28 protein-coding genes are annotated in these 25,351 nt (G+C 44.6%); 10 read left to right on the top strand and 18 right to left on the bottom strand.

Translation table 11 applies throughout. The features are described from left to right. The first annotated feature begins 17 nt into the window (after positions 1 to 17). Entirely contained in the window at positions 18 to 494 is a 477-nt protein-coding gene (locus tag NYE62_RS07560) for a peptidyl-prolyl cis-trans isomerase (protein ID WP_144664975.1), read from the top strand. Here NYE62_RS07560 and NYE62_RS07555 read toward each other — a convergent pair. After that, a complete protein-coding gene (locus tag NYE62_RS07555; protein ID WP_015417407.1) occupies positions 489 to 1,817 on the bottom strand; it encodes a PhoH family protein in 1,329 nt (442 codons plus the stop codon). The two genes, NYE62_RS07560 and NYE62_RS07555, sit on opposite strands and share 6 nt — an antisense overlap. A 154-nt stretch (positions 1,818 to 1,971) precedes the next feature. Here NYE62_RS07555 and NYE62_RS07550 point away from each other — a divergent pair, with 154 nt between their 5' ends. Continuing rightward, entirely contained in the window at positions 1,972 to 2,595 is a 624-nt protein-coding gene (locus NYE62_RS07550) for a YhcN/YlaJ family sporulation lipoprotein (RefSeq protein WP_012117484.1), read from the top strand. A gap of 101 nt (positions 2,596 to 2,696) precedes the next feature. Further along, positions 2,697 to 2,906, top strand: a complete 210-nt coding sequence (locus NYE62_RS07545) for a YlaI family protein (RefSeq protein WP_007409677.1) — start codon at positions 2,697 to 2,699, stop codon at positions 2,904 to 2,906. Between the two features lie 41 nt (positions 2,907 to 2,947). On the opposite strand, the gene NYE62_RS07540 is transcribed toward NYE62_RS07545, so the two are convergent. Further along, positions 2,948 to 3,268 carry a YlaH-like family protein gene (locus tag NYE62_RS07540; RefSeq protein ID WP_265450917.1) on the bottom strand — a complete coding sequence of 107 codons (321 nt, stop codon included), beginning with the start codon at positions 3,266 to 3,268 and terminating at the stop codon, positions 2,948 to 2,950. Positions 3,269 to 3,324: 56 nt separating this feature from the next. Then, positions 3,325 to 5,163: a translational GTPase TypA gene (typA, locus tag NYE62_RS07535; protein WP_007409675.1), complete on the bottom strand. Its 1,839-nt coding sequence runs from the start codon at positions 5,161 to 5,163 to the stop codon at positions 3,325 to 3,327. 111 nt (positions 5,164 to 5,274) lie between these two features. Here typA and NYE62_RS07530 point away from each other — a divergent pair, with 111 nt between their 5' ends. The 3 genes from NYE62_RS07530 (at position 5,275) to NYE62_RS07520 (ending at position 7,659) form a co-directional block, all read left to right on the top strand. Beyond that, positions 5,275 to 5,463, top strand: a complete 189-nt coding sequence (locus NYE62_RS07530; protein ID WP_003154504.1) for a YlaF family protein — start codon at positions 5,275 to 5,277, stop codon at positions 5,461 to 5,463. Positions 5,464 to 5,772: 309 nt separating this feature from the next. Further along, positions 5,773 to 6,390 (top strand): hypothetical protein, encoded by a 618-nt coding sequence (locus NYE62_RS07525; protein WP_144664974.1) that lies wholly within the window; start codon positions 5,773 to 5,775, stop codon positions 6,388 to 6,390. Positions 6,391 to 6,508: 118 nt separating this feature from the next. Next, positions 6,509 to 7,659, top strand: a protein-coding gene (locus tag NYE62_RS07520; protein ID WP_222835235.1) for an IS3 family transposase whose coding sequence is annotated in 2 segments (ribosomal slippage) — positions 6,509 to 6,782 and positions 6,782 to 7,659 — 1,152 coding nt in all. Because the reading frame shifts where the segments join, the coding sequence is not laid out codon by codon here. A 57-nt stretch (positions 7,660 to 7,716) separates the two neighbouring features. Here NYE62_RS07520 and NYE62_RS07515 read toward each other — a convergent pair. From NYE62_RS07515 to NYE62_RS07500, 4 genes are read right to left on the bottom strand one after another with little or no spacing between them, the layout of a single operon-like run. Beyond that, entirely contained in the window at positions 7,717 to 8,010 is a 294-nt protein-coding gene (locus NYE62_RS07515; protein ID WP_063095327.1) for a zf-HC2 domain-containing protein, read from the bottom strand. Continuing rightward, on the bottom strand, positions 8,007 to 8,528 hold the full coding sequence (locus NYE62_RS07510) for a sigma-70 family RNA polymerase sigma factor (protein WP_017417714.1): 522 nt from the start codon (positions 8,526 to 8,528) through the stop codon (positions 8,007 to 8,009). Before NYE62_RS07510 ends, NYE62_RS07515 begins: the two co-directional genes overlap by 4 nt. Further along, positions 8,529 to 8,798, bottom strand: a complete 270-nt coding sequence (locus NYE62_RS07505; protein ID WP_062623334.1) for a hypothetical protein — start codon at positions 8,796 to 8,798, stop codon at positions 8,529 to 8,531. Then, on the bottom strand, positions 8,788 to 10,725 hold the full coding sequence (locus NYE62_RS07500) for a hypothetical protein (protein WP_265450915.1): 1,938 nt from the start codon (positions 10,723 to 10,725) through the stop codon (positions 8,788 to 8,790). Before NYE62_RS07500 ends, NYE62_RS07505 begins: the two co-directional genes overlap by 11 nt. A gap of 322 nt (positions 10,726 to 11,047) precedes the next feature. On the opposite strand from NYE62_RS07500, the gene NYE62_RS07495 reads away from it, so the two are divergent. Continuing rightward, on the top strand, positions 11,048 to 12,613 hold the full coding sequence (locus NYE62_RS07495; RefSeq protein WP_007409672.1) for a M4 family metallopeptidase: 1,566 nt from the start codon (positions 11,048 to 11,050) through the stop codon (positions 12,611 to 12,613). A 51-nt stretch (positions 12,614 to 12,664) separates the two neighbouring features. On the opposite strand, the gene NYE62_RS07490 is transcribed toward NYE62_RS07495, so the two are convergent. The 3 genes from NYE62_RS07490 to NYE62_RS07480 all read right to left on the bottom strand — a co-directional run bounded on the left by NYE62_RS07490 (position 12,665) and on the right by NYE62_RS07480 (position 14,223). Continuing rightward, positions 12,665 to 13,117: a GNAT family N-acetyltransferase gene (locus tag NYE62_RS07490; RefSeq protein ID WP_342497341.1), complete on the bottom strand. Its 453-nt coding sequence runs from the start codon at positions 13,115 to 13,117 to the stop codon at positions 12,665 to 12,667. Then, a complete protein-coding gene (gene suhB / locus NYE62_RS07485) occupies positions 13,104 to 13,901 on the bottom strand; it encodes an inositol-1-monophosphatase (protein WP_007409670.1) in 798 nt (265 codons plus the stop codon). Before suhB ends, NYE62_RS07490 begins: the two co-directional genes overlap by 14 nt. Before the next feature lie 133 nt (positions 13,902 to 14,034). Next, positions 14,035 to 14,223 (bottom strand): hypothetical protein, encoded by a 189-nt coding sequence (locus NYE62_RS07480; protein ID WP_003154513.1) that lies wholly within the window; start codon positions 14,221 to 14,223, stop codon positions 14,035 to 14,037. Between the two features lie 236 nt (positions 14,224 to 14,459). On the opposite strand from NYE62_RS07480, the gene NYE62_RS07475 reads away from it, so the two are divergent. Further along, entirely contained in the window at positions 14,460 to 15,092 is a 633-nt protein-coding gene (locus NYE62_RS07475) for a DUF1054 domain-containing protein (RefSeq protein ID WP_007409668.1), read from the top strand. A 34-nt stretch (positions 15,093 to 15,126) separates the two neighbouring features. On the opposite strand, the gene NYE62_RS07470 is transcribed toward NYE62_RS07475, so the two are convergent. Continuing rightward, on the bottom strand, positions 15,127 to 15,393 hold the full coding sequence (locus tag NYE62_RS07470; protein WP_007409667.1) for a UPF0223 family protein: 267 nt from the start codon (positions 15,391 to 15,393) through the stop codon (positions 15,127 to 15,129). A 179-nt stretch (positions 15,394 to 15,572) separates the two neighbouring features. Between NYE62_RS07470 and NYE62_RS07465 the strand changes: the two genes are divergently transcribed. After that, positions 15,573 to 17,045, top strand: a complete 1,473-nt coding sequence (locus NYE62_RS07465) for an aminotransferase class I/II-fold pyridoxal phosphate-dependent enzyme (RefSeq protein ID WP_076424075.1) — start codon at positions 15,573 to 15,575, stop codon at positions 17,043 to 17,045. A 47-nt stretch (positions 17,046 to 17,092) separates the two neighbouring features. Here the strand turns inward: NYE62_RS07465 and NYE62_RS07460 are convergent, their stop codons facing one another. Beyond that, the gene (locus NYE62_RS07460) at positions 17,093 to 17,212 is read right to left on the bottom strand and encodes a GapA-binding peptide SR1P (protein WP_003154518.1); all 120 of its coding nucleotides are present in this window, start codon (positions 17,210 to 17,212) and stop codon (positions 17,093 to 17,095) included. 113 nt (positions 17,213 to 17,325) lie between these two features. Next, a complete protein-coding gene (locus NYE62_RS07455; RefSeq protein ID WP_007409665.1) occupies positions 17,326 to 18,126 on the bottom strand; it encodes a polysaccharide deacetylase family protein in 801 nt (266 codons plus the stop codon). 248 nt (positions 18,127 to 18,374) lie between these two features. Between NYE62_RS07455 and NYE62_RS07450 the strand changes: the two genes are divergently transcribed. Continuing rightward, a complete protein-coding gene (locus NYE62_RS07450) occupies positions 18,375 to 18,749 on the top strand; it encodes a hypothetical protein (RefSeq protein WP_007409664.1) in 375 nt (124 codons plus the stop codon). A 47-nt stretch (positions 18,750 to 18,796) separates the two neighbouring features. On the opposite strand, the gene lpdA is transcribed toward NYE62_RS07450, so the two are convergent. From lpdA to NYE62_RS07425, 5 genes are all read right to left on the bottom strand, one after another. Next, positions 18,797 to 20,209 carry a dihydrolipoyl dehydrogenase gene (gene lpdA, locus NYE62_RS07445; protein WP_007409663.1) on the bottom strand — a complete coding sequence of 471 codons (1,413 nt, stop codon included), beginning with the start codon at positions 20,207 to 20,209 and terminating at the stop codon, positions 18,797 to 18,799. A 4-nt stretch (positions 20,210 to 20,213) separates the two neighbouring features. After that, positions 20,214 to 21,542, bottom strand: a complete 1,329-nt coding sequence (gene pdhC, locus NYE62_RS07440) for a pyruvate dehydrogenase complex dihydrolipoyllysine-residue acetyltransferase (RefSeq protein ID WP_012117474.1) — start codon at positions 21,540 to 21,542, stop codon at positions 20,214 to 20,216. Between the two features lie 123 nt (positions 21,543 to 21,665). Continuing rightward, positions 21,666 to 22,643, bottom strand: a complete 978-nt coding sequence (pdhB, locus tag NYE62_RS07435) for a pyruvate dehydrogenase complex E1 component subunit beta (RefSeq protein ID WP_003154528.1) — start codon at positions 22,641 to 22,643, stop codon at positions 21,666 to 21,668. A gap of 3 nt (positions 22,644 to 22,646) precedes the next feature. After that, positions 22,647 to 23,762: a pyruvate dehydrogenase (acetyl-transferring) E1 component subunit alpha gene (pdhA, locus tag NYE62_RS07430; RefSeq protein ID WP_003154530.1), complete on the bottom strand. Its 1,116-nt coding sequence runs from the start codon at positions 23,760 to 23,762 to the stop codon at positions 22,647 to 22,649. A gap of 470 nt (positions 23,763 to 24,232) precedes the next feature. Further along, positions 24,233 to 25,324 (bottom strand): serine hydrolase domain-containing protein, encoded by a 1,092-nt coding sequence (locus tag NYE62_RS07425; protein ID WP_342497340.1) that lies wholly within the window; start codon positions 25,322 to 25,324, stop codon positions 24,233 to 24,235. Between the last annotated feature and the right edge of the window lie 27 nt (positions 25,325 to 25,351).

Raw genomic sequence — 25,351 nt, 5'->3', positions numbered from 1 at the left:
TAAAGGGGGGCTTCACCATGAGCGTTATTCAGGTAAAAGGCAATGTTATATATCCGATTACAATTGATCCGAGTGTCTGGATTTTCGATGACCGCAAGTTTCCGTTTGAAAAAAATCAGCCCGTTCATCCGGACGGCTCTGCAGAAACCCAGGAGCATACGCTTGATCCGGAACGGGTGATCAGAGAAGGGCGCATTTCGCCGCCGACTTTAAAAAGCGAAAAACGTTATGAAAAAGAAAGACTGATGAACGGCAGCTTCGCCATGAAGCTCGGCGCTGTTTTAGCAAATGCCGAGCCGAAAGAAAGCGCTGTCCTGTGCGCATTTATTTCAAAATCAGAAAGAACCGAAGTGCCGCTAGAAAAGGCGATGGACGCAATCGCGCATTTCAGCGATGCGGGGAAACCCCTTCAAGACGGCGGCCCGGTCCATTTTTACGTGGACGGCGACTTTGAAAAACCGATAACGGGCGTCACAGAAATCGAAGTTTTATAACAAATCGGCGGCAAGCTGTGCAAGGCCGGATCTCTCACCTTTCACAAGCTTCACGCTGCCGGAGACGGTTTGTTCTTTAAACCGTTCTACAACATAAGCAAGTCCGTTGTTTAAACTGTCTAAGTATGGGTGATCTATTTGCTCCGGATCGCCCATCAGGACAATTTTGCTGCCCTCTCCCACCCGAGTCAAAAGCGTTTTGACCTCGTGCCTCGTCAGATTCTGAGCCTCATCAATAATAATAAACTGATCCGGAATGCTTCTTCCCCGAATGTATGTCAGCGCCTCCACCTGAATCGATCCGATTCCTGCCAAAATCGCTTCAAGTTCACCCGGCTTTTTCGCATTGAATAAAAATTCAAGATTATCAAAGATCGGCTGCATCCACGGCTTGAGCTTTTCCTCTTTTTCGCCCGGCAAATATCCGATATCCTTTCCCACCGGGACGATGGGACGCGCGACGATCAGTTTTTTATAAATACCGAGATCCTCCGTCTGCAGAAGCCCTGCCGCGAGAGCAAGCAAGGTTTTTCCCGTTCCCGCTTTTCCGATCAGGGTGACGAGCGGGATATCTTCCCTCAGCAGGAGTTCAAGCGCCATTGTCTGCTGGACGTTCTTCGGCCTGATACCCCATACGTGCTCATCATCGAAAACGAGTCTTTTTACGGTCTCGCCTTTCTTATCTGTCATGCCGACCGCAGACGAAGATCCTCCTAATTCATCTTTCATCAGCACAAATTGATTCGGATAAACCTGATGCTGCTGAAGCTCCTTGACTGAAATTTGTTTGTCTTTATAAAACGAGGCAAACCGCTCTTTATTCATAAATATATCTTTGTACCCGCTATATATTTCATCATGGTCAACGACTCTGTCGTTTAAAAAGTCCTCCGCCAAAAGCCCGATGGCATCCGCCTTTACCCTGACAAGCACATCTTTGCTGACCAGGATGACGAGGCGGCCGTTTTCTTTCGTTTCCTCCTCAAGGCTTAAATTTTTTGCCACCGCCAAAATGCGGTTATCATTCGTTTTTTCGATAAAAATTTCTTGGAGCTGGTGAAATGACCGGTGGTTCAGTTCAATTCTGAGCGTTCCTCCGCTTTCAAGCGGAACTTTCTCGTGCAGCCTTCCTTTCTCCCTGAGCCCGTCTATCAGCTTAGATACGTGCCTTGCATTTCTCCCGACCTCGTCCATATACCGCTTTTTTGAATCGACCTCTTCCAGCACGACGGCGGGGATGACAACTTCGTTTTCTTCAAAGGAAAAAATGGCGTTAGGATCCTGCAAAAGTACATTCGTATCTAACACATAAATTTTACTCAAGTCTCAGCCTCCTGAAATAAGGATCAAAGCCCATCGTGTGCTTCTCTTTCCGCGAAAAACGGGGATGCCTGCTAAAATATATGATTTGGTGAATAAAGATAGAAGGTTAATTCAACAATAAAATAAATGAAAGCATTCAAGGAGGAAATCTGACGTGCGAATTCTTTTCATTATCATACAAGCCTTGTTTATCCTTACCGGCTGCACTGCTGTACAGGACGGCCGCGGCCGCAATATTCAGAACGAATCAGCCGATCAGCGCGATGCAAAACCGATCCATGTGAAAAATACGGCTCCTGAGACAGCTGAAAATCCCGGCCGGACAGACATCGCTAAGCATCTTGTCGAGGTAACCGAAAAAATCCCCGGCATTTCAGATGCAACCGCGGTTGTACTCGGAAGATACTCCGTTGTCGGAATCGATGTGGATGACAATTTAGAAAGAAGCAAAGTGGAGAGCATTAAATACACGGTTGCCCAGGCGTTAAAAAACGATCCTTACGGCGCCAATGCCGTTGTCGTGGCTGATCCTGATACGGTTTCCCGCCTGAGAGGCATGGGCAGCGACATTAAGGCCGGCCGCCCCGTTTCAGGCATTTTGGACGAACTTGCCGCCATCGTCGGCCGTGTCATGCCGGAAGTCCCGAATGATGTGACCGACAATGAAAAAGAATCACCGACTCAATCGAATGATGATCAGCTGAACCAAAGAGACCAGAACAAGCTGCAGAACGAACAGAACGATCAATCGGATCATCATATGAAAAACCGCCGGTAAAAAGCAGCGCCCGCTCCATAGGAAGGGCGCTGCTTTCTTTCCCTTTGGCAGGAGGGGCATCCATGATATAATGCTTGTCATAGTGAAAGAGGTGAAAATCAATGAGAGTAAAATGTTCCATTTGCGACAAAATCGAACAAATTGATGATGAAACACTGACAGCCAAACGCCTCCGCAATCGTCCGATTCATACATATATGTGCCGGGAATGCCATGACCGAATCAAAGTCAAAACGGAGGCGCGGCTGAATACCGGACACTTTTCCTTTCATCCCGGACAAAAAGCGAAAAAAGATAAACTGAAAAAATAAACCGAATAAAAAATGACCCGCCGGAAGGCAAGGTCATTTTTTTATTGCGGTTTAGCTGACTGGCTTTTTTTGGACTGGTGCAGACGGATTTTGTAAACGATCAAAATCAAGGCGGCGACAACAAGCCCTTCTCCGACCGGCAGAAACACACCGAAAAAAGTCAGCACGGTGCAGCCGAGCGCGAGAAAGAGATAAACTGCCGCAGCCTTCAACACCGGCAGCCGTTTGGCAAAGCCGAGTTTAAATACAATTACCGAAAGCACGACGATCGTTCCGTATAACAGCCACATTCCCGTCAGCGGATGCTCATCCACTTGGTAAAGGGCCGCAAAGAACGACAGCCGTTCACTTACTTCATTCAAAAAGATCCCCCTCCCCTTTTCCGTTCGGGTTCTACCTTTTCAAATTCTGCAAGTGATTAAGACATTCCTGCTGTTTTTTTCTTTTTCGCCGCTTTTTCACGTTCGTTTTTATTCAGGATTTTCTTTCTTAAACGGATGGATTCCGGCGTTACTTCACAGTATTCATCTTCGTTTAAGTACTCGAGTGATTCTTCAAGCGACATAATGCGCGCTTTCTTAATCGTAGTCGTTTGATCCTTCGTAGCGGAACGGACGTTTGTCTGCTGTTTCATTTTGCTGACATTGACGACAAGGTCATTGTCACGGTTATGTTCGCCGACAATCATGCCTTCATATACTTCTGTTCCGGGCTCAACGAAGATGACGCCGCGGTCTTCAATACCTTGAATTCCGTAAGATGTCGCTTTTCCGTTTTCCATGGAAACGAGCACACCCTGACGTCGGCCTCCGACTTGGCCTTTTTGCATCGGCTGATAGCTGTCAAACGTGTGGTTCAGGATACCGAAACCGCGTGTCAGTGACAGAAACTCAGTAGAATAGCCGATAAGTCCGCGTGAAGGTACGGTAAAGATCAGGCGGACCTGGCCGTTTCCGTTATTAATCATATCAAGCATTTCGCCTTTTCTCGCACCCATTGATTCCATAACAGAACCGGTATGCTCTTCAGGCACGTCAATCTGCACGCGCTCAACAGGCTCGCAGCTTACGCCGTCGATTTCCTTAATGATAACTTCAGGTTTAGACACTTGAAGCTCATAGCCTTCACGGCGCATGTTTTCAATTAAAATGGACAGGTGAAGCTCACCGCGTCCTGAAACAACCCATGCGTCAGGTGATGCAGTCGGTTCGACACGAAGACTGACGTCTGTTTGAAGCTGCGCGTTCAGACGCTCTTCAATTTTGCGGGCTGTGACATATTTGCCTTCACGGCCTGCAAACGGGCTGTTGTTTACGACAAATGTCATTTGAAGCGTAGGCTCATCAATGCGCAGAACCGGCAGCGGCTCATGGTGGTCAGCCGGACAAACCGTTTCACCGACGTTGATGTCTTCCATGCCCGAAACGGCAACGAGGTCTCCCGCTCTCGCTTCTTCAATTTCCACGCGTTTCAATCCTTGGAAACCGAAGATTTTCGTTACGCGGAATGATTTTACCGTTCCGTCAAGTTTCATCAATGAAACCTGCTGACCCACTTTCATCGTGCCGCGGAAAACGCGTCCGATACCGATACGGCCGACATAATCATTGTAATCAAGCAGCGCCACTTGGAATTGAAGAGGCTCTTCGGCGTTATCTACCGGGGCAGGGACATGTTCAAGAATCGTTTCATACAGTGATTCCATATTTTCGTCCTGCTTTTTCGGATCCAGACTTGCCGTTCCGTTAATCGCAGAAGCGTAGACGACAGGGAACTCAAGCTGTTGTTCGTTTGCGTCAAGCTCGATGAACAAATCAAGCACTTCATCAATGACTTCTTCCGGGCGGGCGAAATCACGGTCGATTTTGTTTACGACGACAACCGGATTTAAGTTCTGCTCAAGGGCTTTTTTCAGTACGAAACGGGTTTGCGGCATGCAGCCTTCATATGCGTCAACGACTAACAGAACGCCGTCAACCATTTTCATAATCCGTTCTACCTCTCCGCCGAAGTCGGCGTGTCCCGGAGTGTCCAAAATATTAATGCGTGTATCTTTATAGTTAATCGCAGTATTTTTCGCAAGAATTGTAATACCGCGTTCACGTTCAAGATCGTTTGAATCCATTGCGCGTTCGGCAATATTTTCGTTGGCACGGAATGTTCCGGCTTGGTGAAGCAATTGGTCTACCAAAGTCGTTTTCCCATGGTCAACGTGGGCAATAATCGCGATGTTGCGAAGATCGTTTCGAAGTTTCACATTTTCATCTCCTAAAAAAATTAGATAACTTTCATATTATACCACACATCCTCTTTAAAAGCGTTACGTTTTTCTGTAAACTGAAAGTATGACGTTAAAGGGGATGGAAATATGAAAAAATTGAATTGGCTCTTATTATTATTTGCATTCGCAGCAGTCTTCAGCATGATGCTGATCGGCGTATCAATCGCTGAGAAAAGCGCATGGGGCATCATCGGAAGCATTGTTCTCGTTATCGCCATGATGGGAAGCGGTTTCACCGTAAAGAAAAAAATGCGCGAACAGGGACTGCTTGATTAAAAGCATGACCCTTTGCAAAATTCCGTAAACATGGAAAGAAAATATCTAATGAAGCCTGAATCAAAGATTCAGGCTTTTTTACATCCTCAAAACAGGCTGAGATGTAAGGCTTATCTCCCCCGCCGCCTAGTCAGGAAGCCGGAAATGACAGCTCCCATTCTAGTTACATCAGCAGATTCCCTCAGAATATGCAGTCTGAAATAGTCCGGCATCGTTATGCAGAAAATACCATACCTCCTATTTCAATTCCATCATTGTCTTTTTATACTTGTGGCTGTAAGCAAATACACATGACAAGGAGAGAACGAAATGAAAACATCTTTTTTGAAGAAAACCGCTGTAACTGCCGCCGCAACCGCCTCAGCCGCCTTGCTTGCATTCAGTCCGCTTGATTCTGCCGGCGCAAAAACGATTCAGGCAAATGAACCGCATGTCCTGCAGGCTTCCGCAGAGAAAACACCGGAAGACGCGGCAAAACTCATTGACATCATCAGCCAATCGATTTACAAAAAAGACGGTGTCTATTATTTTGACGGTGAAAAAGCGGTTGAATTGGGATTAGATCAAGAACAAGCCCAGATCATTCAAAAGCTGTGGGACAGTTCAACCGAATTTTTAACCGTACTTTCCCAATGTATTGAGAAAACGGACGGCGAATATACATTTAATAAAGAAAAAGCGGTGGAGCTCGGCTTTACGGAAAAAGAGGCCCTTATCGTTGATCAGCTGTTCACCGCTTTTTCCCAAAGTCTTCATATCCTTCAATCTGCGCTGATTGAAGAAGACGGTGTGTATACATTTGATCAGGAACTTGCTGAAAAAGCAGGAGCAGGAAAAAAAGAAGCAAAGCTGTGTGCGGGATTCTTTAATTCACTGCCCCAGGAATTGCTTGAAGGCATTTATACAGCCTTTCATCCGGCTGAGTAAACGGATTAAAACGCCCGGTCATTCGGAACTGACCCCATAATATGAGACAAACAAAAAACACCTTCAAGTTTGAAAACGGACCGTTGTTATCCGAAATAAAACTTGGAGGTGTTTTTCTATGGGGACAAGAGTGAGTTATCCGGTTGAAGTCAAACAGAAGGCTGTAGGAATGAGATTGGCGGGCGTGCCTATGAAAGAGATCATGCAGGAATTGAATATCAAAAATAAGACTCAGGTTCAGACATGGGTTAGATGGCATAAGGCTGGGGATACCCACCGATTCGAACAGCCTGTTGGAAAGCAATATACTTATGGAAAGGGTCCGGAGTATTCTTCTGAATTAGAGAAACTCCAGGCAGAGAATCGTTATCTGAGACAACAGAATGAAGTGTTAAAAAAGTACAACGAATTGGAAAGGAAGCTGATAGGGAAACGACAATCAAACTGGTAGAAGAATTGCGCAAGACGATGACGGTACAGGACATCTGTGTCCATTTAGATATTTCACGCACTTCATATTATAGATGGAGAAAGAATCTGACTAAGAGTAATCCTAAGATACGACTGGAGAAACAAATCGGCACGTTGTGCCGAGAACACAAGTATCGATATGGATATCGAAAAATCACAGCCATACTAAAAAAGAGAATAAGTATTAATCATAAATCTGTTCAACGTATTATGCAGAAAAATCAATGGCAGTGTCGGGTTAAGATGAAAAAGCGTAAAAAAAGTGGGCAGCCATATTCTGTGGTCGATAATATATTGGATCGGAACTTTCAGTCTGATCGCCCTCTTGAAAAACTGGTAACGGACATCACATATTTGCCTTATGGACAGAAACAATTGTACCTTTCCAGTATATTGGATTTATACAATGGAGAAGTGATTGCTTTTACGATTGGAGATAAGCAGGACACAGACTTTGTCTTAGACACACTTGATCAGCTGCCAACACTTCCTGAAAACTGCGTGTTACATAGTGACCAAGGTTCTGTTTATACATCTTATGAGTATCAGAAAGCTGTTAAAACAAAAGGCATTACCATGAGCATGTCCCGCAAAGGGACGCCCGCTGATAATGCCTCCATCGAATCGTTTCATTCCTCACTAAAGTCTGAAACGTTCTATCTTAACAGCATTGATCGAACTACGACCGCCATCGTAGAACGCACTGCCATAGAATACATTCATTATTATAACAATATTCGTATTCAAACGAAACTAAACAGCCAATCGCCGATACAATATCGGCAATTGGCTGTATGAAGGTGTTTTGATCCCTGTCTCAAAAACGGGGGTCAGTCCCTTCAGCCGGGCGTTTTTTTAAATAAGCAGTTTAAGGACCAGCATGATAAGAAATACAGCGCCGAACAAACAGGCTGCTTTTATCAGCAGCTTTCCGTAATACCGTTCCTTAAACCGCCTTTCTTCTTCTGCATAACAGGCTGGCGCCTTCATCTCAGGGCTGCCGAGGTCAAACGGCTCCTTCATCATATGATATAAACTCCCGCACTTACCGCATGATTCAAGATGGCGGGAAATAAACCGCTCCGTTTCTGTTTCACAATCGCCTTCAATATATAAAGGGAGTAAATCTCTCACTAAACAGCAAGTCATATCTGTCCGTCCTTCCTTTTTTCCGCCAAGTGCTGTTTCAGCTGCATTCTCGCCCTGTACAGGGTGCTCTTCACCTTCGAAAGACTCCAGTCCAAAACATCAGCAATCTCTTCGTAAGACAGCTCTTGAAATTCCCTTAAAATTAAAACAGTCTGCTGATCGCTTTTCAGACGCTGAATCTGCCCGGTCAGCGCATTCTGAGTGTCTGTCCGGGCGACGTAATGCTCCGGCAGTTCATATGTTGTTTGCTGAAGCCCTTCATTCAGGGTGATATCTGAAAATTGATATTTTCTATCACGTCTGTACCAATTGATGAAGGTATGATGGGCAATTGCATAGAGCCACGTTCTGATAGACGAATGGCCCTTAAACGACTCAAGCCCGTTAAATGCTTTCATAAATGTATCCTGAGCGAGGTCTTTAGCGGTCTCAGCATGTTGTGTGCGTCTGTAAAGGTAATACATAATATCTTGATAATGTTCACGGTACAGCTGTTCAATTGACATCTTGTTTTTCATTTAAAAGTAAAACCACACTGTCATCCAGATTGAGAGCACAATGAAGAATCCGTACAATCCATACGTCAGGCATTTCATGTATTTAATCTGGCGGATATCGCCGGACGGCGCATTCAAACCATGTTCATACTGCCCTTCTCTGTTTTCCGCCTCAGCTCCGAATAAAAGCTCATGTTCTTTCATCCACTGGAGCGTGCCGCCTTCGAGTTCCCCCTCCTTATATAGGTCGTATAAATCGAAGAAGACAGCCTTTTTTTCTTTATTGTTCATAAAGGTTCACCGCCTCGTAAGTATCCGCGTTCACTACATATGCGTCATGACGATTTGAACCGAACGGCTGAATAATGACGAGCCATGCGTTATATGTTACGCCGTCTTTCACCGCTATGACAGGCTTCACCCGCTTTTTGTAAATGATGCCGTTATAAGCTGCCGCCACTTTTTTGAATGCTGTTTGTCCGTCTCTGTATGTATGCGGGAATGTTTTGGCACTTACCTGTCCGTAGAATGAGGCCTCTTTCATGCCTTCTTCATTTCGGAGCATATAAACGAATGTGCCTTCAGAGTTTTCAAAAACGAGATTGCCTTCCGATTTATCAATTTGTCTAAGCTTTGAAGTATCCGCGTCCAGCAATGAAAAAAGCTTCTTCTGAAGTTCTGTTTTTGTTAAAACGGTGCTGTCAGGTGAGACTCTGATTTTCATAAGACGTCCGGATACTGCATCAAATATCAGCTCCGTTCCGTTATTCGCAGTTACGGTCAAACTGCTGCCGATCAGGCTGTTTATATCCGTATTTGTGATTTCAAATGTCTGATCAGGCATTTGAAGCGTACGAAAGGCGGCTTTTGATGCTTTCACTATGTCTTTTTCCGTCATATGCACCTGCGGCAGTGACTCAAGCTGATAAATAGACGGGTCTTCTGAAAAACCCATAATGGTGTCTTTTTCCCAGTAAAATACTGTGCCCGAATCTTCGTGTTTCGTCCCTTGTGTTTTCGGCGCAATCTCCACGACAAACTGTCCGTTTTCTTTTCTCACTGTTGTCTGAATGCCTTGTGTTTTTATTTTCCGGCCGTGTGCCGACAAGAAATCCAGCGACTTTTTCCGGTATTCCTCTTCTGTAAAAGTGCGGCCTTTCGGTTTTTTGAAATATTGATAATTTGTAATCAATTGGGAAACCTCGTCCACTTCCGCTTCGTAATCTTCCGTTTTAAAACGGTAAAAGTAATGGAGGTCCTGATTGGTTTCTGTTAAATAAATCGGATTCTCAGCCGGAAAAAATGATGTAAGGATCCGTTCCGCTTGGTCTGAAGTGATATGTTCACCCACATTATCAACAGAATCTTCAGCTATCGGCTTTGAAACCGCAAAAGCTGCATCGCCCGCATTGTATACCGGATTCAAAAAGACAATAAAACCAGCGGCCGTTGCCGCCGCAAGAAAGCTTTTCGTCCGCTGTCTGATCCTGTCTGACCGATCAAATAAATGATGGGTCATCAGAAAACCGGCCATCGTTAAATACACCGTAAATGGGAGAAGTCTGCCGTAATCTTTTGTTACACCTGCCGAGGGCGCAGCGAGCACCCACACCAACAGCCCGATGACTCCAACATAAAACACTCCGATAAAAACAGGTCTCGGTTTCCAATACATTTTAAAGAATAAAACATTCATAGAAATCAGCAGAAGTAAAACAACCGTAATAAAACATAGCATCGAAACTATATCCTCCCCCGCCATCGCATCGGGACTGATATTCCAGAAAGTGAAAAAGCTGAAGATCAGCTGAATGACAGGCAGTGCCACCACAGTGAGATCAAACGTATAAAACATGCCCTTTCCCCTCTGCTCCCGCGGCATGAGCATATAGTGAAACGCGGTGAGCAGCACATACCCATACATTAAGAGATGAACGATCGGAAGAAGCTCTCTTTCTTCCGATATCAAATAGTGCGCGCTAAAGTAAGTACTCTGCACCTGATGAACCAATTCAACTGTTATGCCCGCTAATAATACGGCCCTGAGCAGAATTCCTGAATAAAACCAAACTCTCTCACGGCTGATTTTCGGATGAAAAGTCAGCGCATATAAAACAGCAAGGCAGACGGCTGACCACTGAATGATCAACACGCTCTGTCTGCTTAAAATGAAATACCTGTCGAAATGCTGAATAAAATGACTGAAAATCTCTGACATCTGAAACAATCCTTTTCGTTTATTAAGGCCTCACCTGTTTAGACAAACGGCTATAAAAAAAGTTTTACAGATTGGAACATTTTTCCCCTATCATTTTTCCCGACTTCATTTGTCATTTTTTTTAGAATAAATCGCATCATTCGACTCATGTCTGATTCAACACGTGCCTCTCGGCTTATCCCCCGATGCTGGCCGCCGGAAGCCTTTCCGGGACGATTCTATCAATTCATCAGCGGAGTCTAGTTTTATATTGCAGAATGAGAGAATGCTGGTTTATTATAACAATATAAGTTTTCATTATTTTCAAAAAGGGGGATTTATTGTGGGTTTAGGTAAGAAATTGTCTGTTGCTGTCGCCGCTTCCTTTATGAGTTTAACTATCAGTCTTCCGGGTGTTCAGGCCGCTGAGAATCCTCAGCTTAAAGAAAACCTGACGAACTTTGTGCCGAAGCATTCTTTGGTGCAGTCTGAGTTGCCTTCAGTCAGTGACAAAGCAATCAAGCAATACTTGAAACAAAACGGCAAAGTCTTCAAAGGCAACCCTTCTGAGAGACTGAAGCTGATTGACCACACGACCGATGATCTCGGCTACAAGCACTTCCGTTATGTGCCTGTCGTTAACGGTGTGCCTGTGAAAGACTCGCAAGTCATTATTCACGTCGATAAATCCAACAATGTCTATGCGATTAACGGTGAATTAAACAACGATGCTTCTGCCAAAACGGCAAACAGCAAAAAATTATCTGCAAATCAGGCGCTGGATCATGCTTTTAAAGCAATCGGCAAATCACCTGAAGCCGTCTCTAACGGCAACGTTGCAAACAAAAACAAAGCCGAGCTGAAAGCAGCGGCCACAAAAGACGGTAAATACCGCCTCGCCTATGATGTAACCATCCGCTACATCGAACCGGAACCAGCTAACTGGGAAGTAACCGTTGATGCGGAGACAGGGAAAGTCCTGAAAAAGCAAAACAAAGTGGAGCATGCCGCTGCAACCGGAACAGGTACGACTCTTAAAGGAAAAACGGTCTCATTAAATATTTCTTCTGAAAGCGGCAAATATGTAATGCGCGATCTTTCTAAACCTACCGGAACGCAAATTATTACGTACGATCTGCAAAACCGACAGTATAACCTGCCGGGCACGCTCGTATCAAGCACTACCAACCAGTTCACAACTTCTTCTCAGCGCGCTGCCGTTGATGCGCATTACAATCTCGGCAAAGTGTACGATTATTTCTATCAGACGTTTAAACGCAACAGTTACGACAATAAAGGCGGCAAAATCGTATCTTCCGTTCATTACGGCAGCAAATACAATAACGCGGCCTGGATCGGCGACCAAATGATTTACGGTGACGGTGACGGCTCATTCTTCTCGCCTCTTTCCGGTTCAATGGACGTAACGGCCCATGAAATGACACACGGTGTTACACAGGAAACAGCCAACCTGAACTATGAAAATCAGCCGGGTGCTTTAAACGAATCCTTCTCTGATGTATTCGGATACTTCAATGATACTGAGGACTGGGATATCGGTGAAGATATTACGGTCAGCCAGCCGGCTCTCCGCAGTTTATCCACTCCGACAAAATACGGACAGCCCGACCATTACAAAAATTACCAAAACCTTCCGAACACTGATGCCGGCGACTACGGCGGCGTGCATACAAACAGCGGAATTCCGAACAAAGCCGCTTACAACACGATTACAAAAATCGGCGTGAAAAAAGCGGAGCAGATTTACTATCGCGCACTAACCGTATATCTCACTCCGTCATCAAACTTTAAAGATGCAAAAGCAGCTTTGATTCAATCAGCGCGGGACCTTTACGGCTCTCAAGACGCTGCAAGCGTAGAAGCGGCCTGGAATGCGGTAGGCTTGTAAACAAGAAAAGAGACCGGAGAAATCCGGTCTCTTTTTTATATCCGAAACATTTCACAATGGCTTCACCATGATCATATATGTCTTTTCCCGATCGTCTTTTTCAAGCTTAAGCTGTTCAAAGCCGCATTGGCTTAAAAACAAAACCCATTCATGCCTGTCCAGGGGAACGGCTGAAAACATCGCTTTATGCTCCCCTCTCAGCCGGCCCGCAATCTCTTCAATGACCGCGCGTCCGATTCCTTTCTCTTTTGCCTCCGGAGCGACGGCCACGGTTCCGAGCCACGGTTTTCCGTTTGAAGGCGCCCATTCCAAATGAAAACTGACGGCGGCAGGAGCGCCGTCAATCTCCCATACGAGCCACGTTCCATTGTACATGGAGTATGCAAACATAAACTCCGCCGCATTTTTTGTTCCGAACTCTTCGTTTTTCCACACCGGGTGTGCAGCCGCCAGCTGCTCCAGAAACCCGAGATCTTCTTCTTCAAAATCTCTACCTGTCAGCATGTAAATAGTCGTCAAAGATAATTTTATGTATTGCCGGATTGCCCGCAAGCACGCTGTGGTTGTCTAAAAACGTAAACGGTTCGCCGTCTGTGGTCGTGTAAATGCCCCCGACTTCGTTCAGCAGCACGCAGCCGGCAGCGTAATCCCACGGCGCGAGCCTCATCGTAATGTATGCGTCAATGCGGCCGGCTGCAACACTGGCCAGCTCAAGTGCCGCCGAACCGTAGGAACGCGTTCCTCTGACCCGTTTTACGAGCGGCGCCAAAATACTCGGGTCAATCCTTCTGTTTTCCGTCACCCATGTGGCATTGATTGCAATAATGGCTTCTTCAATGGAAGCTTCTTTTAAAGGAGCAAGCGGCGTGTCGTTCAGATAAGCCCCTTTTCCGCTGAATGCGTGATACAGTTCGTCCTGCATCACATCATAAATTAAGCCGATTTTGCCTTTTCCGTCTTCAAAGATGCCGATGGAGATCGCGAAATGCCGCTTTTGATGGACAAAATTCATCGTTCCGTCAATCGGATCAATGATCCAGACGATTCCGTCAAGGGAGCGGAGTTTATCCCCCTGCCCTTCTTCTCCGAGAATCCGGTGTCCGGGAAAAGTTCCCTGTATACGGTCAATGAAAAAGCGCTCCGTCTCTTTATCAATATTTGTGACTAAATCATTCGGATTTGATTTTGTTTCAATCGTCAAGCTTTCCTGCATGGATTGTCTGATTCTCGTTCCGGCTTCTTTTACCCATTGTTTTGCGATATCATCAATTTCCGTCCAATTTGTCATACCGTGTACCTCTTTTCTATGTATAGCTTATTCTATAGCATACTGATAAAGGCGATGAAAAAGCAAGGAAAATGAAAAAAATGCCTTCTCACGTAAAAACGAACCATTTCCTGCGGTTCGTTTTTACTATTCTTTATCCGTTAAGCCGAATCCATTCTTTTCTGAGACGTTCCAGTTTTCTTTTGCTGAGATCGATTTGATCTTCATTCTCTTTTTGCATGGCCTCATACAGGGTTGCCAATTCATAATCAACCTCTAGTCTCCAGACAGCTACACGGTTATTTTTTTCCTCCCTGAATCCTTCCTTCACCACTTGCCTCATTGTCTTTCGCCCCTTCCAGAGATCATTTGTTAAAAAAGCATCCCATTTTTCCAATTTATTAATGATACTTCTTATATCGTATGGAAACTTATATTCGGCTGTAACAACATTCTTAAAATTGTGTGTTTACCTATTCGTTTTTTACCACCAATCCTCTCGGTTCAAACGTTCTCAATGTTTTTGCGGCCGGCGGCGGCTGTGGTAAAATATGAATACTTACGATAAGGAGGAAAAAGATGACTCAGATGCGTTTTACAAAAGAAGACTTCGATACATTTACAATAGAAGGTTTAGATCCGCGCATGGAGGTGTTAAAAGAACAAGTCCGTCCGAAGCTGACCTTGTTAGGAGAGCATTTCGCACCGACATTGTCAGCATTGACAGGCGATGAAATGTTCCCGCATGTCGCCAAGCACGCGAGAAGATCTGTCAACCCGCCGGCTGACAGCTGGGTTGCCTTTGCCAACAGCAAACGCGGGTATAAGAAACTCCCTCACTTTCAGATCGGTTTATGGGACACTCATATGTTTGTATGGTTTGCCATCATTTATGAATCTCCGATAAAAGAGGAATACGGCAGATTGCTGGAAGCGAAGCAGGAGGACATCACAAAACAGATTCCCGGTCATTTTGTATGGTCGCCGGATCATACGAAGCCAGGGGCGTACAAGCAGTCCGACATGGATCAGGAGCAGCTGAAAACATTATTTGAACGCCTGCAGACAGTGAAAAAAGCAGAGCTTTTGTGCGGCATTCAGCTGCAAAAAGAAGACGTGATCAACATGAACAACAATGAATTCCTGCAAACCATTGAAGATGCTTTTAGGAAGCTTTCCTTTTTATACACACTGACTCAGAAAGTCTCATAACATAAAAAGCGGGCCGATTGCCGGCTCGCTTTGTCTACATTTTGATAATCGCTTGATCTGATTGTTTCGCCTGTTTCACAGTCCGATACGGGGAATAGGTGCTGTCAGCTTCAAATTGGCTGCAGATTTTCTTTTCCTCCGCTTTCCCGGGAACGATTTCTTTAAAGCGGCGGTACGCATTCAGAAGTCTGTCTCGGTCAGCTCCTTTTTCATAGGCGTTTTCCACCTGCTGAAAAAAAGCAATGACATCCACGGCCTCCTCTGTCGTCCAGTCCTCATTCATCGGATATTGATATTCCAAATGTCTTCACTCCTTTATAATCATGCTCAAAATAAGCATCTTCCATAGATCATAAATTGTTCTTTACTTTCTTTCAAGTTCATAATATAATTCATTTGTTTTACGTTTAAAAAACGGGTAATAAAACTGAATGTAATACAAACTAATCCGTAGGTATTATGATAAAGGTGGGAAAACAATTGCCGCAACATGAAACACCCCTGTACAGCGGACTGAAAAAGCACGCGGACAGACAGCCTGTCCAATTCCACATTCCGGGCCATAAAAAAGGCGCGGGAATGGATCCGGAATTCAGACAATTTATCGGAGAAAACGCGTTAAGCATAGATTTAATTAATATCGAACCCCTGGATGATTTACATGCGCCAAAGGGCATCATTAAAGAAGCCCAGGATCTGGCCGCGGAAGCATTCGGCGCAGACCATACCTTCTTTTCCGTACAAGGGACGAGCGGCGCCATTATGACGATGGTCATGGCCGTATGCGGACCCGGAGATAAAATCATCATCCCTAGAAACGTTCATAAATCCATTATGTCGGCCATTGTATTTTCCGGAGCGGTACCGATTTTTATTCACCCGGAAATTGACGATGAGCTCGGAATTTCTCACGGCATTACGCTTGAGTCCGCCGAGCGGGCTTTGACGGAGCACCCTGACGCAAAAGGCCTGCTTGTCATAAATCCGACGTACTTCGGTGTGGCAGCTGACTTGAGCAGCATTGTAAAGCTCGCGCATTCTTTCGATGTGCCTGTGCTTGTCGATGAAGCGCACGGCGTGCATATTCATTTTCATGATAAGCTTCCTCTGTCCGCCATGCAGGCGGGCGCTGATATGGCAGCCACAAGCGTGCACAAATTGGGAGGCTCCCTGACGCAGAGCTCCATTTTAAATGTGAGAGAAGGTCTTGTTTCCAAAGAAAGAGTACAGTCGATTTTAAGCATGCTGACGACAACGTCAACATCCTATCTGCTTCTGGCTTCACTGGATGTCGCAAGAAAACGCCTCGCTACAGAAGGCCGCGACCTTCTTGAAGATACGATTCTGCTGGCGGATCAGACACGGAAACGCCTCAATCAAATTGAAGGCATCCGCTGTGTCGGCGAAGAAATCACAGGGTCTAAAGCTGCATTCAGTTATGATCCGACTAAATTAATCATTTCGGTCAAAAACCTCGGACTGACGGGTCATGACGTTGAAAAATGGCTCCGCGAATCATATAATATCGAAGTCGAGCTGTCCGATTTGTATAATATTTTATGTATTTTCACCCCCGGCGACAGAGCGGGAGATGCCGACCGTCTTGTAAGCGCGCTTACAGACATTTCAAAGCAGGCTTCCGACAATGACTATGCTCATCAGCAAACCGAAGTTCTGCTTCCTGAAATTCCTCTGCTAGCGATGACGCCAAGAGACGCGTTTTACGCAAATACGGAAGTCATTCCGTTAAAAGAATCCGCAGGACGGATCATCGCAGAGTTTGTCATGGTGTACCCGCCGGGAATTCCGATCTTTATTCCGGGTGAGATCATTACTGAAGAAAATATCAGCTACATTTTTAAAAACTTGGACGCCGGCCTTCCTGTGCAGGGTCCCGAAGATGCAACGCTTGAAATGATCAGAGTCATCAAAGAGCAAAAAGCCATCCAATAAACATAAAGAAGCCCGAAACGAAATCGTTTCGGGCCTTTTTACGCTTTTTACTCTTCTTCAAGATGACACTGGCATTGTCCGCAGCATGTTCCGTATAACGTCGTGACCTTCTCATCCTCAAAGTAATGAATCGCTTCGTTACAGTCTTGGCAAACAATTGTACCCATCTGTCATTCCCCATTTCTCAGAATTTGAAAACGCTTAATTTTCACTTGTTGTTATTATATTATTATGTCACATTTAATATGTCAACTGATAAATTGTATAACACATTTATTTTTTACGGTCTTTTTATAGCTCGAGGGTCAATCACAGTATATCCTTTATGACGCAATCCTTTTACAATGTCCGGCATGGCTTCCGCCGTCCATTTCCGGTCATGCATCAATATGTTGGCCCCGTCCCGCAGATAAGGACTGTTCAGTGTGATATCGGTAAGCGCTTTTTTGGATTGATATTTCTGATCCCAATCATACCCGAAGGTCCAGTTCATTTTCACCATACCTTCTTTTTTTATAAGTCTGTCACTGTAGTCCGTATTGCTTCCGAAAGGCGCCCTGAAAAATGCGGGTTTCTCTCCTATTACCTTTTCAACCGCTTTATTGACGCCAATGATTTCTTCCCGTTGTTTTTGTTCGGAAAGATCTTTTAAGTTTTGATGAGTCATTGTATGATTTCCGATCATAAAACCTAACTCATGAATATGCTTAAGCGCTTTCTTATTTTCATCTTTTTTCAAAAAATGTCCGTTTACAAAAAAGATCGCTGACGCATTGAGATCGTGCAGTTTGTCCGCAATCTCAGCGGCATGCTGATCAGGCGCGTCATCGATCGTTACCAATGCGATCGGTTTTTTCTCTTTCTGTTCATCCATTTTTTCCACAGAAAAGCTTTTCGGATTGATATAGTAACGGGGCTCCGCCTTCTGTTTTTTCTGTTTTTCCTCTTTTGTATGGTGGTTTTCCCGTTTGGCATGATTGGCCGCGGCTTGAGAATGGGGTTTGTTTGTTTGCATCTTTTCATTTGATTGGCAGCCGGCGAGTAAGCACATACATATGACGGCTGCAGCGGCTTTATACATGACAATCCCTCCTGATATGGTTTTGCTCCCAGTATAACGAAAAAACAGCGCTCTCACGAAAAACAATGTGCCTTTTTTACACATCGGCTGCGCAAGTTGTCACACGTATTATTTCTTCATTAAAAACGGTTTCAATTATATAACAATTCAGTAACAAGCCTTAGGTTTTTCACCTCTCGTGATACACTTGATATAGTCCTTATAAATGGATGAACCAATATATTATATAAAACAGAGGAGTAAGATAGATGCGCTACCGTACGGTGATTCCCTTTTTTTTGATGCTGTTCGTTCTGTCAAGCTGTTCGGTTTCTACTGTCAGTCCATTCACAAAAAACCGGATCGACAGCATTCATCACACTCAAATCTTGTTTTTTTCCGATGAAAATCATATAGATAAAGAAGTGCCTTATTACGATGCGATTCTTGATTTAGAAAAGAAATATCCCCATCATGTCGATCAAATGAAGGTTTATGACAACAGAAAGGGATGGGAAGAGGAAATCAACACGTTCCCTGCGCTGATGGTGATCAATCATCGGCATGTGGTCATGAAGATTGAGGGATCCGTAAAGAAAAAAGAGGATATCATCAAACCTATGCAGCATGTGCTTGCACAATAAAAACAGCCCCCGCTTTTACAAACGGGGGCTGTTTCTTTGTTACATTATTATTTCACGATATGGATCGGGCTTCCGATTGCTACTTCGGCAGCTTCCATAGTGATTTCGCCCAATGTCGGGTGAGCGTGAATTGTCATTGCGATATCTTCAGCAGTCATTCCGCCTTCGATCGCCAGGCTCAATTCAGAAATCATGTCAGAAGCGCTTGCGCCGGCAATTTGCGCACCGATTACAAGACCGTCTTCTTTACGAGTGATCAGCTTCATGAAGCCGTCAGTTTCGTTAAGAGACAGCGCACGTCCGTTTGCTGCAAACGGGAACTTAGCTGCAACGACTTCAATGCCTTCTTCTTTCGCCTGTGCTTCAGTGTAACCGACAGAAGCCAGTTCAGGCTCAGAGAATACAACCGCCGGAATACCGAGGTAATCGATTTCAGCCGGCTCTCCTGAAATAGCTTCCGCAGCGATTTTACCTTCGTAAGACGCTTTGTGAGCCAACGGAGGTCCGTCAATGATGTCACCGATTGCGTAAATGTTCGGTACGTTTGTGCGGCACTGCTTGTCTGTTTTAATGACACCGCGGTCAGTCATTTCGATACCGACTTGCTCAAGGCCGAGCTCATCAGTGTTCGGACGGCGTCCGACAGTGATTAATACGTAATCAGCATCAACCGTTTTTTCTTCGCCTTTTACTTCGAATGTAACTGTTACGCCGTCAGGTCTTTCCTCAACGCCTTTAGCCATGGCGCTTGTATGGATTTCAACGTTGCCTTTTTTCTTCAGTCTGCGGGTAACGAGAGAACTCATTTGTTTTTCGAAGCCAGGAAGAATTTCATCTCCGCCTTCTAAAATAACCAATTCAGTTCCGAAGTTCGCATACGCTGTTCCAAGCTCAGTACCGATATATCCGCCGCCGATAACAACGAGCTTTTTCGGAATTTCTTTAAGCGCAAGTGCGCCTGTAGAGTTCAGAACGCGTTCGCTATATTTGAAGTTTGGCAATTCGATAGGGCGAGAACCGGTAGCAATGATTGCGTTTTTAAATGTGTATGTTTGCGCAGAGTTCTCATCCATTACACGGACAGAGTTGCTGTCTACGAAATAAGCTTCCCCTTTTATAACATCCACTTTATTTCCTTTTAAAAGACCTGCAACACCGCCGGTAAGCTTATTTACAACAGAAGCTTTCCATTCTTGGACTTTTGTAAAGTCAACCGTTACGTTCTCAGCAGTGATCCCCATGTCATCTGAATGTTTTGCATTCTCGTAACGATGGCCTGCATTGATGAGCGCTTTTGAAGGAATACAGCCGACGTTCAGACAAACGCCTCCAAGAGTTGCTTTTTCAACGACTGTTACTTTTTGTCCAAGCTGAGCAGCGCGGATGGCAGCTACATAGCCGCCGGGTCCCGCACCAATCACAAGAGTATCTGTTTCAATAGGGAAATCTCCTACTACCATAACATTACGCCTCCATTAAAATAAGTTGTGGATCGTTCAGTAAACGCTTGATGTGGTTTAACGCATTTTGTGCAGTTGCTCCGTCAATCATACGGTGGTCAAAGCTGAGAGAAAGAGCTAAGACAGGAGCAGCTACAATTTCACCGTCACGGACGATTGCTTTTTCAGCAATACGGCCGATACCGAGAATCGCAACCTCTGGATGGTTGATAACCGGTGTGAACCATTGGCCTCCGGCAGAACCGATATTTGTGATCGTGCAAGAAGCGCCTTTCATTTCCGCAGGTGCAAGCTTGCCTTCACGCGCTTTTGTAGCAAGGCTGTTGATTTCATCAGAGATTTCGAAAACGGCTTTACGGTCGGCATTTTTCACTACCGGCACAAGCAGGCCTTTTTCGGTATCCGCTGCAATTCCGATGTTGAAGTAATGTTTTTGGATCACTTCATCTGTTTTATCATCAATAGATGTGTTTAAAACAGGGAATTTTTTCAAAGCGGATGTTAATGCTTTGACGACGTAAGGCAGATAAGTCAGCTTGATGCCTTGATCAGCAGCAACTTGTTTGAACTGTTTGCGGTGAGCAACAAGATTTGTTACGTCAACTTCATCCATAAGAGTTACGTGCGGTGCAGTATGCTTAGAGTTCACCATTGCTTTCGCGATCGCTTTACGGATACCGCTCATTTTTTCGCGTGTTTCAGGGAATTCGCCTTCAGGAGCCTGAGCCGCTGCAGGTTTAGCTGTTTCCTGAGGTGCAGCTGTTTCTTGCGGTGCCGCTTCTTGAGCCGCTCCTCCATTTGCAAAGCTGTCGATATCTTCTTTTACAACACGTCCGTTATTGCCTGAACCTGTTACTTTACGGATATCCACGCCTTTTTCACGGGCATATTTGCGTACGGAAGGCATCGCGATCACGCGTTTGTTCGGATCAGCTTCCACTTGGTCCTGCTGTCCTGCGCCGGTTTCTTTTGCAGGCTCTTTAGGAGTCTCTTCTTTAGAGATATCCTGCCCTGCTTCAGCAGACGACTGAACTTGAGCTTCAGTTTTCGCATCTCCTGAATCATGGCTTCCTTTAAATTGAAGATCTTCGTAACCAGGTGCGTCAAACGTAATAATCGTTTGTCCAACAGTTGCAACTGTTCCCTCTTCAACTTTTAATTCTAATACTTTTCCTTTAACAGGTGAAGGAATTTCTACCACTGCTTTATCATTTTGCACTTCAGCCAGAACATCGTCTTCTTCTACCTCGTCGTTCGGCTTAACAAACCATTTTACGATTTCGCCTTCGTGGATACCTTCCCCGATATCCGGAAGTTTAAATTCAAATGCCACAGTTTTCGACCTCCTAGTTGATTAAGCAAATTTTAGTTATGCATTCGCAAGCATTGAACCTAGTAAACAGACTCCTTCATATAAGAGAAAAGGACTCTCTTTACCGTCTTTTATGATGCCTGATTAAAATTCAAGAACTTTTTTCGCAGTTTCAAGAACGTCTTTATGGTTTGGAAGCCATACGCTCTCAGCAAGCGAGAAAGGAAATACTGTATCAGGCGCCGCAACACGCAGAACCGGAGCTTCCAGGCTCAGAATCGCGCGGTCATTGATTTCAGCTACAACGTTGGCAGCGATGCCGGCTTGTTTTTGAGCTTCTTGCACGACAATTGCGCGGCCTGTTTTTTCAACAGAAGCAATAATCGTATCAATATCAAGCGGACTTACAGTGCGAAGGTCGATAACTTCAGCAGAAACGCCTTCTTTTTCAAGCTCTTCAGCAGCCTTAAGCGACTCATGAACCATCGCGCCGTATGTGATGATAGAAAGGTCAGTACCTTCGCGTTTCACATCAGCTTTGCCAAGCTCAATTGTGTATTCCTCCTCAGGAACTTCCTGACGGAAAGAACGGTAAAGTTTCATATGCTCTAAGAAAACAACCGGATCATTGTCTCTGATAGAGGCAATCAACAGTCCTTTTGCATCGTAAGGAGTGGATGGGATAACAACTTTAATACCCGGCTGCTGAGCGATAAGGCCTTCCAAACTGTCAGCGTGAAGTTCAGGTGTATGAACCCCTCCGCCGAATGGAGAGCGGATTGTCACCGGAGAAGTCCAGCGTCCGCCGGAACGGTAGCGGAGACGAGCCATTTGTCCTGAGATTGAATCCATTACTTCATATACGAATCCGAAGAATTGGATTTCCATAACAGGACGGTAATCTTGCAGGCCTAAACCGAGAGCGAGACCGCCGATACCGGATTCAGCAAGCGGCGTGTCAAATACGCGGTCCTCACCGAATTCTTTTTGAAGGCCTTCAGTTGCACGGAATACGCCTCCGGCAACGCCTACATCTTCCCCGAAAAGCAGAACGTTTTCATTGTTTTTCAGTTCTGTGCGTAACGCATCAGTGATCGCTTGAATCATTGTCATTTGCGCCATGGCTTACTTCGACTCCTTCGCTTTGTAAATTTCAAGTTGTTCTTTCAAGTTGAACGTCGGCTCTTCAAACATATTCTCAATCAGCTCTGTTACTTTCGGTTTTGATTCGCCGTCAGCCTTTTTGATAGCTTGTTTGATTTCTTCTTTGGCCTGTTCAATCACTTTGTTCTCTTCTTCTTCAGACCATAGTCCTTTGTTTTCCAAGAACTTGCGGAAACGTACGAGCGGGTCTTTTTGCTCCCATTCATTTTCTATTTCTTTCGTACGATATTTAGTCGGATCGTCACCGGACATTGTATGAGGTCCGTAACGGAATGTAAGAGTTTCAATCAGAGTCGGACCTTCACCGTTAATTGCGCGCTGGCGTGCTTCTGCGGTTGCAGCGTAAACGGCAAGTGCATCCATTCCGTCTACTTGAACACCTGTAATACCGACGGCAACTGCTTTTTGGGCAATTGTCTGTGCGGATGATTGCTTTTCTACAGGAGTTGAAATCGCATAGCGGTTATTCTGAACAACGAAGATCGCTGGCGCTTTAAATGCTCCGGCAAAGTTCATTCCTTCATAGAAGTCACCTTGAGAAGCTCCGCCGTCACCAGTGTAAGTAATAGCTACCGCTTTTTTACCGCGCTTTTTAAGACCTAAAGCTACACCTGCGGTTTGGATAATTTGAGCACCAATAATAATTTGAGGTGATAAAGCATTTACTCCCTCAGGCATCTGATTACCTTTAAAATGGCCTCTTGAGAACAGGAATGCCTGGTGTAAAGGTAGACCGTGCCAAATCAGCTGAGGAACGTCACGATAACCCGGAAGGATAAAGTCGTCCTGTTCAAGCGCGAAGTGTGATGCAATTTGAGAAGCTTCCTGGCCCGCTGTCGGTGCATAGAAACCTAAACGTCCTTGACGGGAAAGAGAAATTGAACGCTGGTCTAAAATGCGGATATACACCATTCTTCTCATTAATTCCTTTAACTGATCATCTGAAAGATCAGGCATTGCGTCTTTATTTACGACTTCTCCTTCAGCATTTAAAATTTGGAACGTTTCAAACTGCTTATTAATAGCATCAAATTGTTTTTTGCTATCAACAATTGAAGTTTTTGTCTTTGCAGCCATTTTTTAAACCACCTCTTCTTTTGATTTAACAGGGTTAGGATACCGTTTAGCCATCCGTATTAAAAACAGTCTTATCATGCTCTGCAATTCTAAAATTAATCATTCAGAAATTCACATAGCGCTTAAGCAAAGATAATGACGTTTAAACTGTACTAATAAAAAAAGATTTTTTATTAGTACAATATGATCAACAACCATAGTTTACAGTAATTAAACAAAGCCGTCAATTATTTATAACCTCATTTTGAAACCGCTTATAAAACATAAGATCATATTGCGCCAAACTGTACTATAAAAGACTTTAAACTGTATTATAAAAATGCTCTACTGTACTATAATTAAAAAAAATTACAAAGAGTAAATTAAGTTATTTAACTTCGGGGCAGGCTTTGAAAAGATGCCGCGGGATAAAAACGGGCAGTTAGCAATCGTCCCGCCTGCCGGACAGACGGGACGATGCCTTTGTCTAATTATTCAATACCCGCCCACACGATATTCAGCGGCGTCAGCACGGCATGAGGATGAAACTCGGAAATCGGAGTGAAAAATACATACGTAAAATCTTCGGCTGGATCAGAAAACATGCCGCACCAACCCATTCCAAGATGTGAGAAGGTGCCTTCTGTCATGAAATAATGGTCACCGGCCGGCCACAAATTAATGCCTAAACCAAAGCCGCCTTCCTCTCTGGGCGCTCCGAAGAAGTAAAAAGGAAAACCGGGCTTTATTTGATTTCTCAGCATCGCTTCGACTGTTTTTCTTCCAAGCAGCTTCTTATCTTTCAATCTGCCTTTATTTCTAAACATTTCAGCTAACTTCCAAATATCTCGCAACGAAGAGTACAGACCGCTTGTCGCTTTATTCGGAAAATACGGGTGATGACTTTTTTCCAGCTGTACGCACTCATGCTCATTGATCACACAAACTTCTTCTTTTAAAGTATCAGGCACATAAAAATACGTTCTTTCTAATCCGAGCGCTTCAATAATATGCTTTGTTACATACTGTTCGTAGGATACGCCTGTTACTTTTGAAATAATGATGCCAAGTATAACAAAGCCGGTTCTGGAATAGTTCCATGCTTCATCCACTCCGTACTCCAAAGGCGTACTGACCAGATAGTTTATCCATTCTTCCTCATTCGTTAAGTCAATGCCTTCAGCCTTTTGAATATCCAGCTCAAAACTTAATCCCGCCGTATGAGTCAAAAGGTGCAAAATTTTAATTTCTCCGAAACCCGGTTTATCAAACGCTGGCAAAATGAGCTTGACCGGCATTTTCAGATCGAGCAAACCTTTTTCGACGAGCTGCATGACGGCTACAGCGGTAAACACTTTTGTCAAAGAACCGATTTCTCTGATTGTATCAAGCTGAAATGTTTGCTTTTCTTTTTGTCCGCCGGTAAATTCCCCTAACGACTCAGCTGCAAAAACCTCACCTCCTCTTGACATCATATAACTCGCACATTGCAGATCTCCATTGTCTATCATCGTCTGATAATGGCCGTTAAGAGCGTTAATTTGTTTCATATCAAATGCCGGATTGCTTATTGTTTGTTTCATTGTTTTCTCCCCCTGTACTGTGTGTAT

It is taken from the genome of Bacillus sp. FSL K6-2861 (assembly GCF_038630725.1).
GTDB lineage: Bacteria > Bacillota > Bacilli > Bacillales > Bacillaceae > Bacillus > Bacillus velezensis.
The sequence above is the reverse complement of the archived record's forward strand: the minus strand, read 5'-3'. Positions and strand labels throughout refer to the sequence as shown.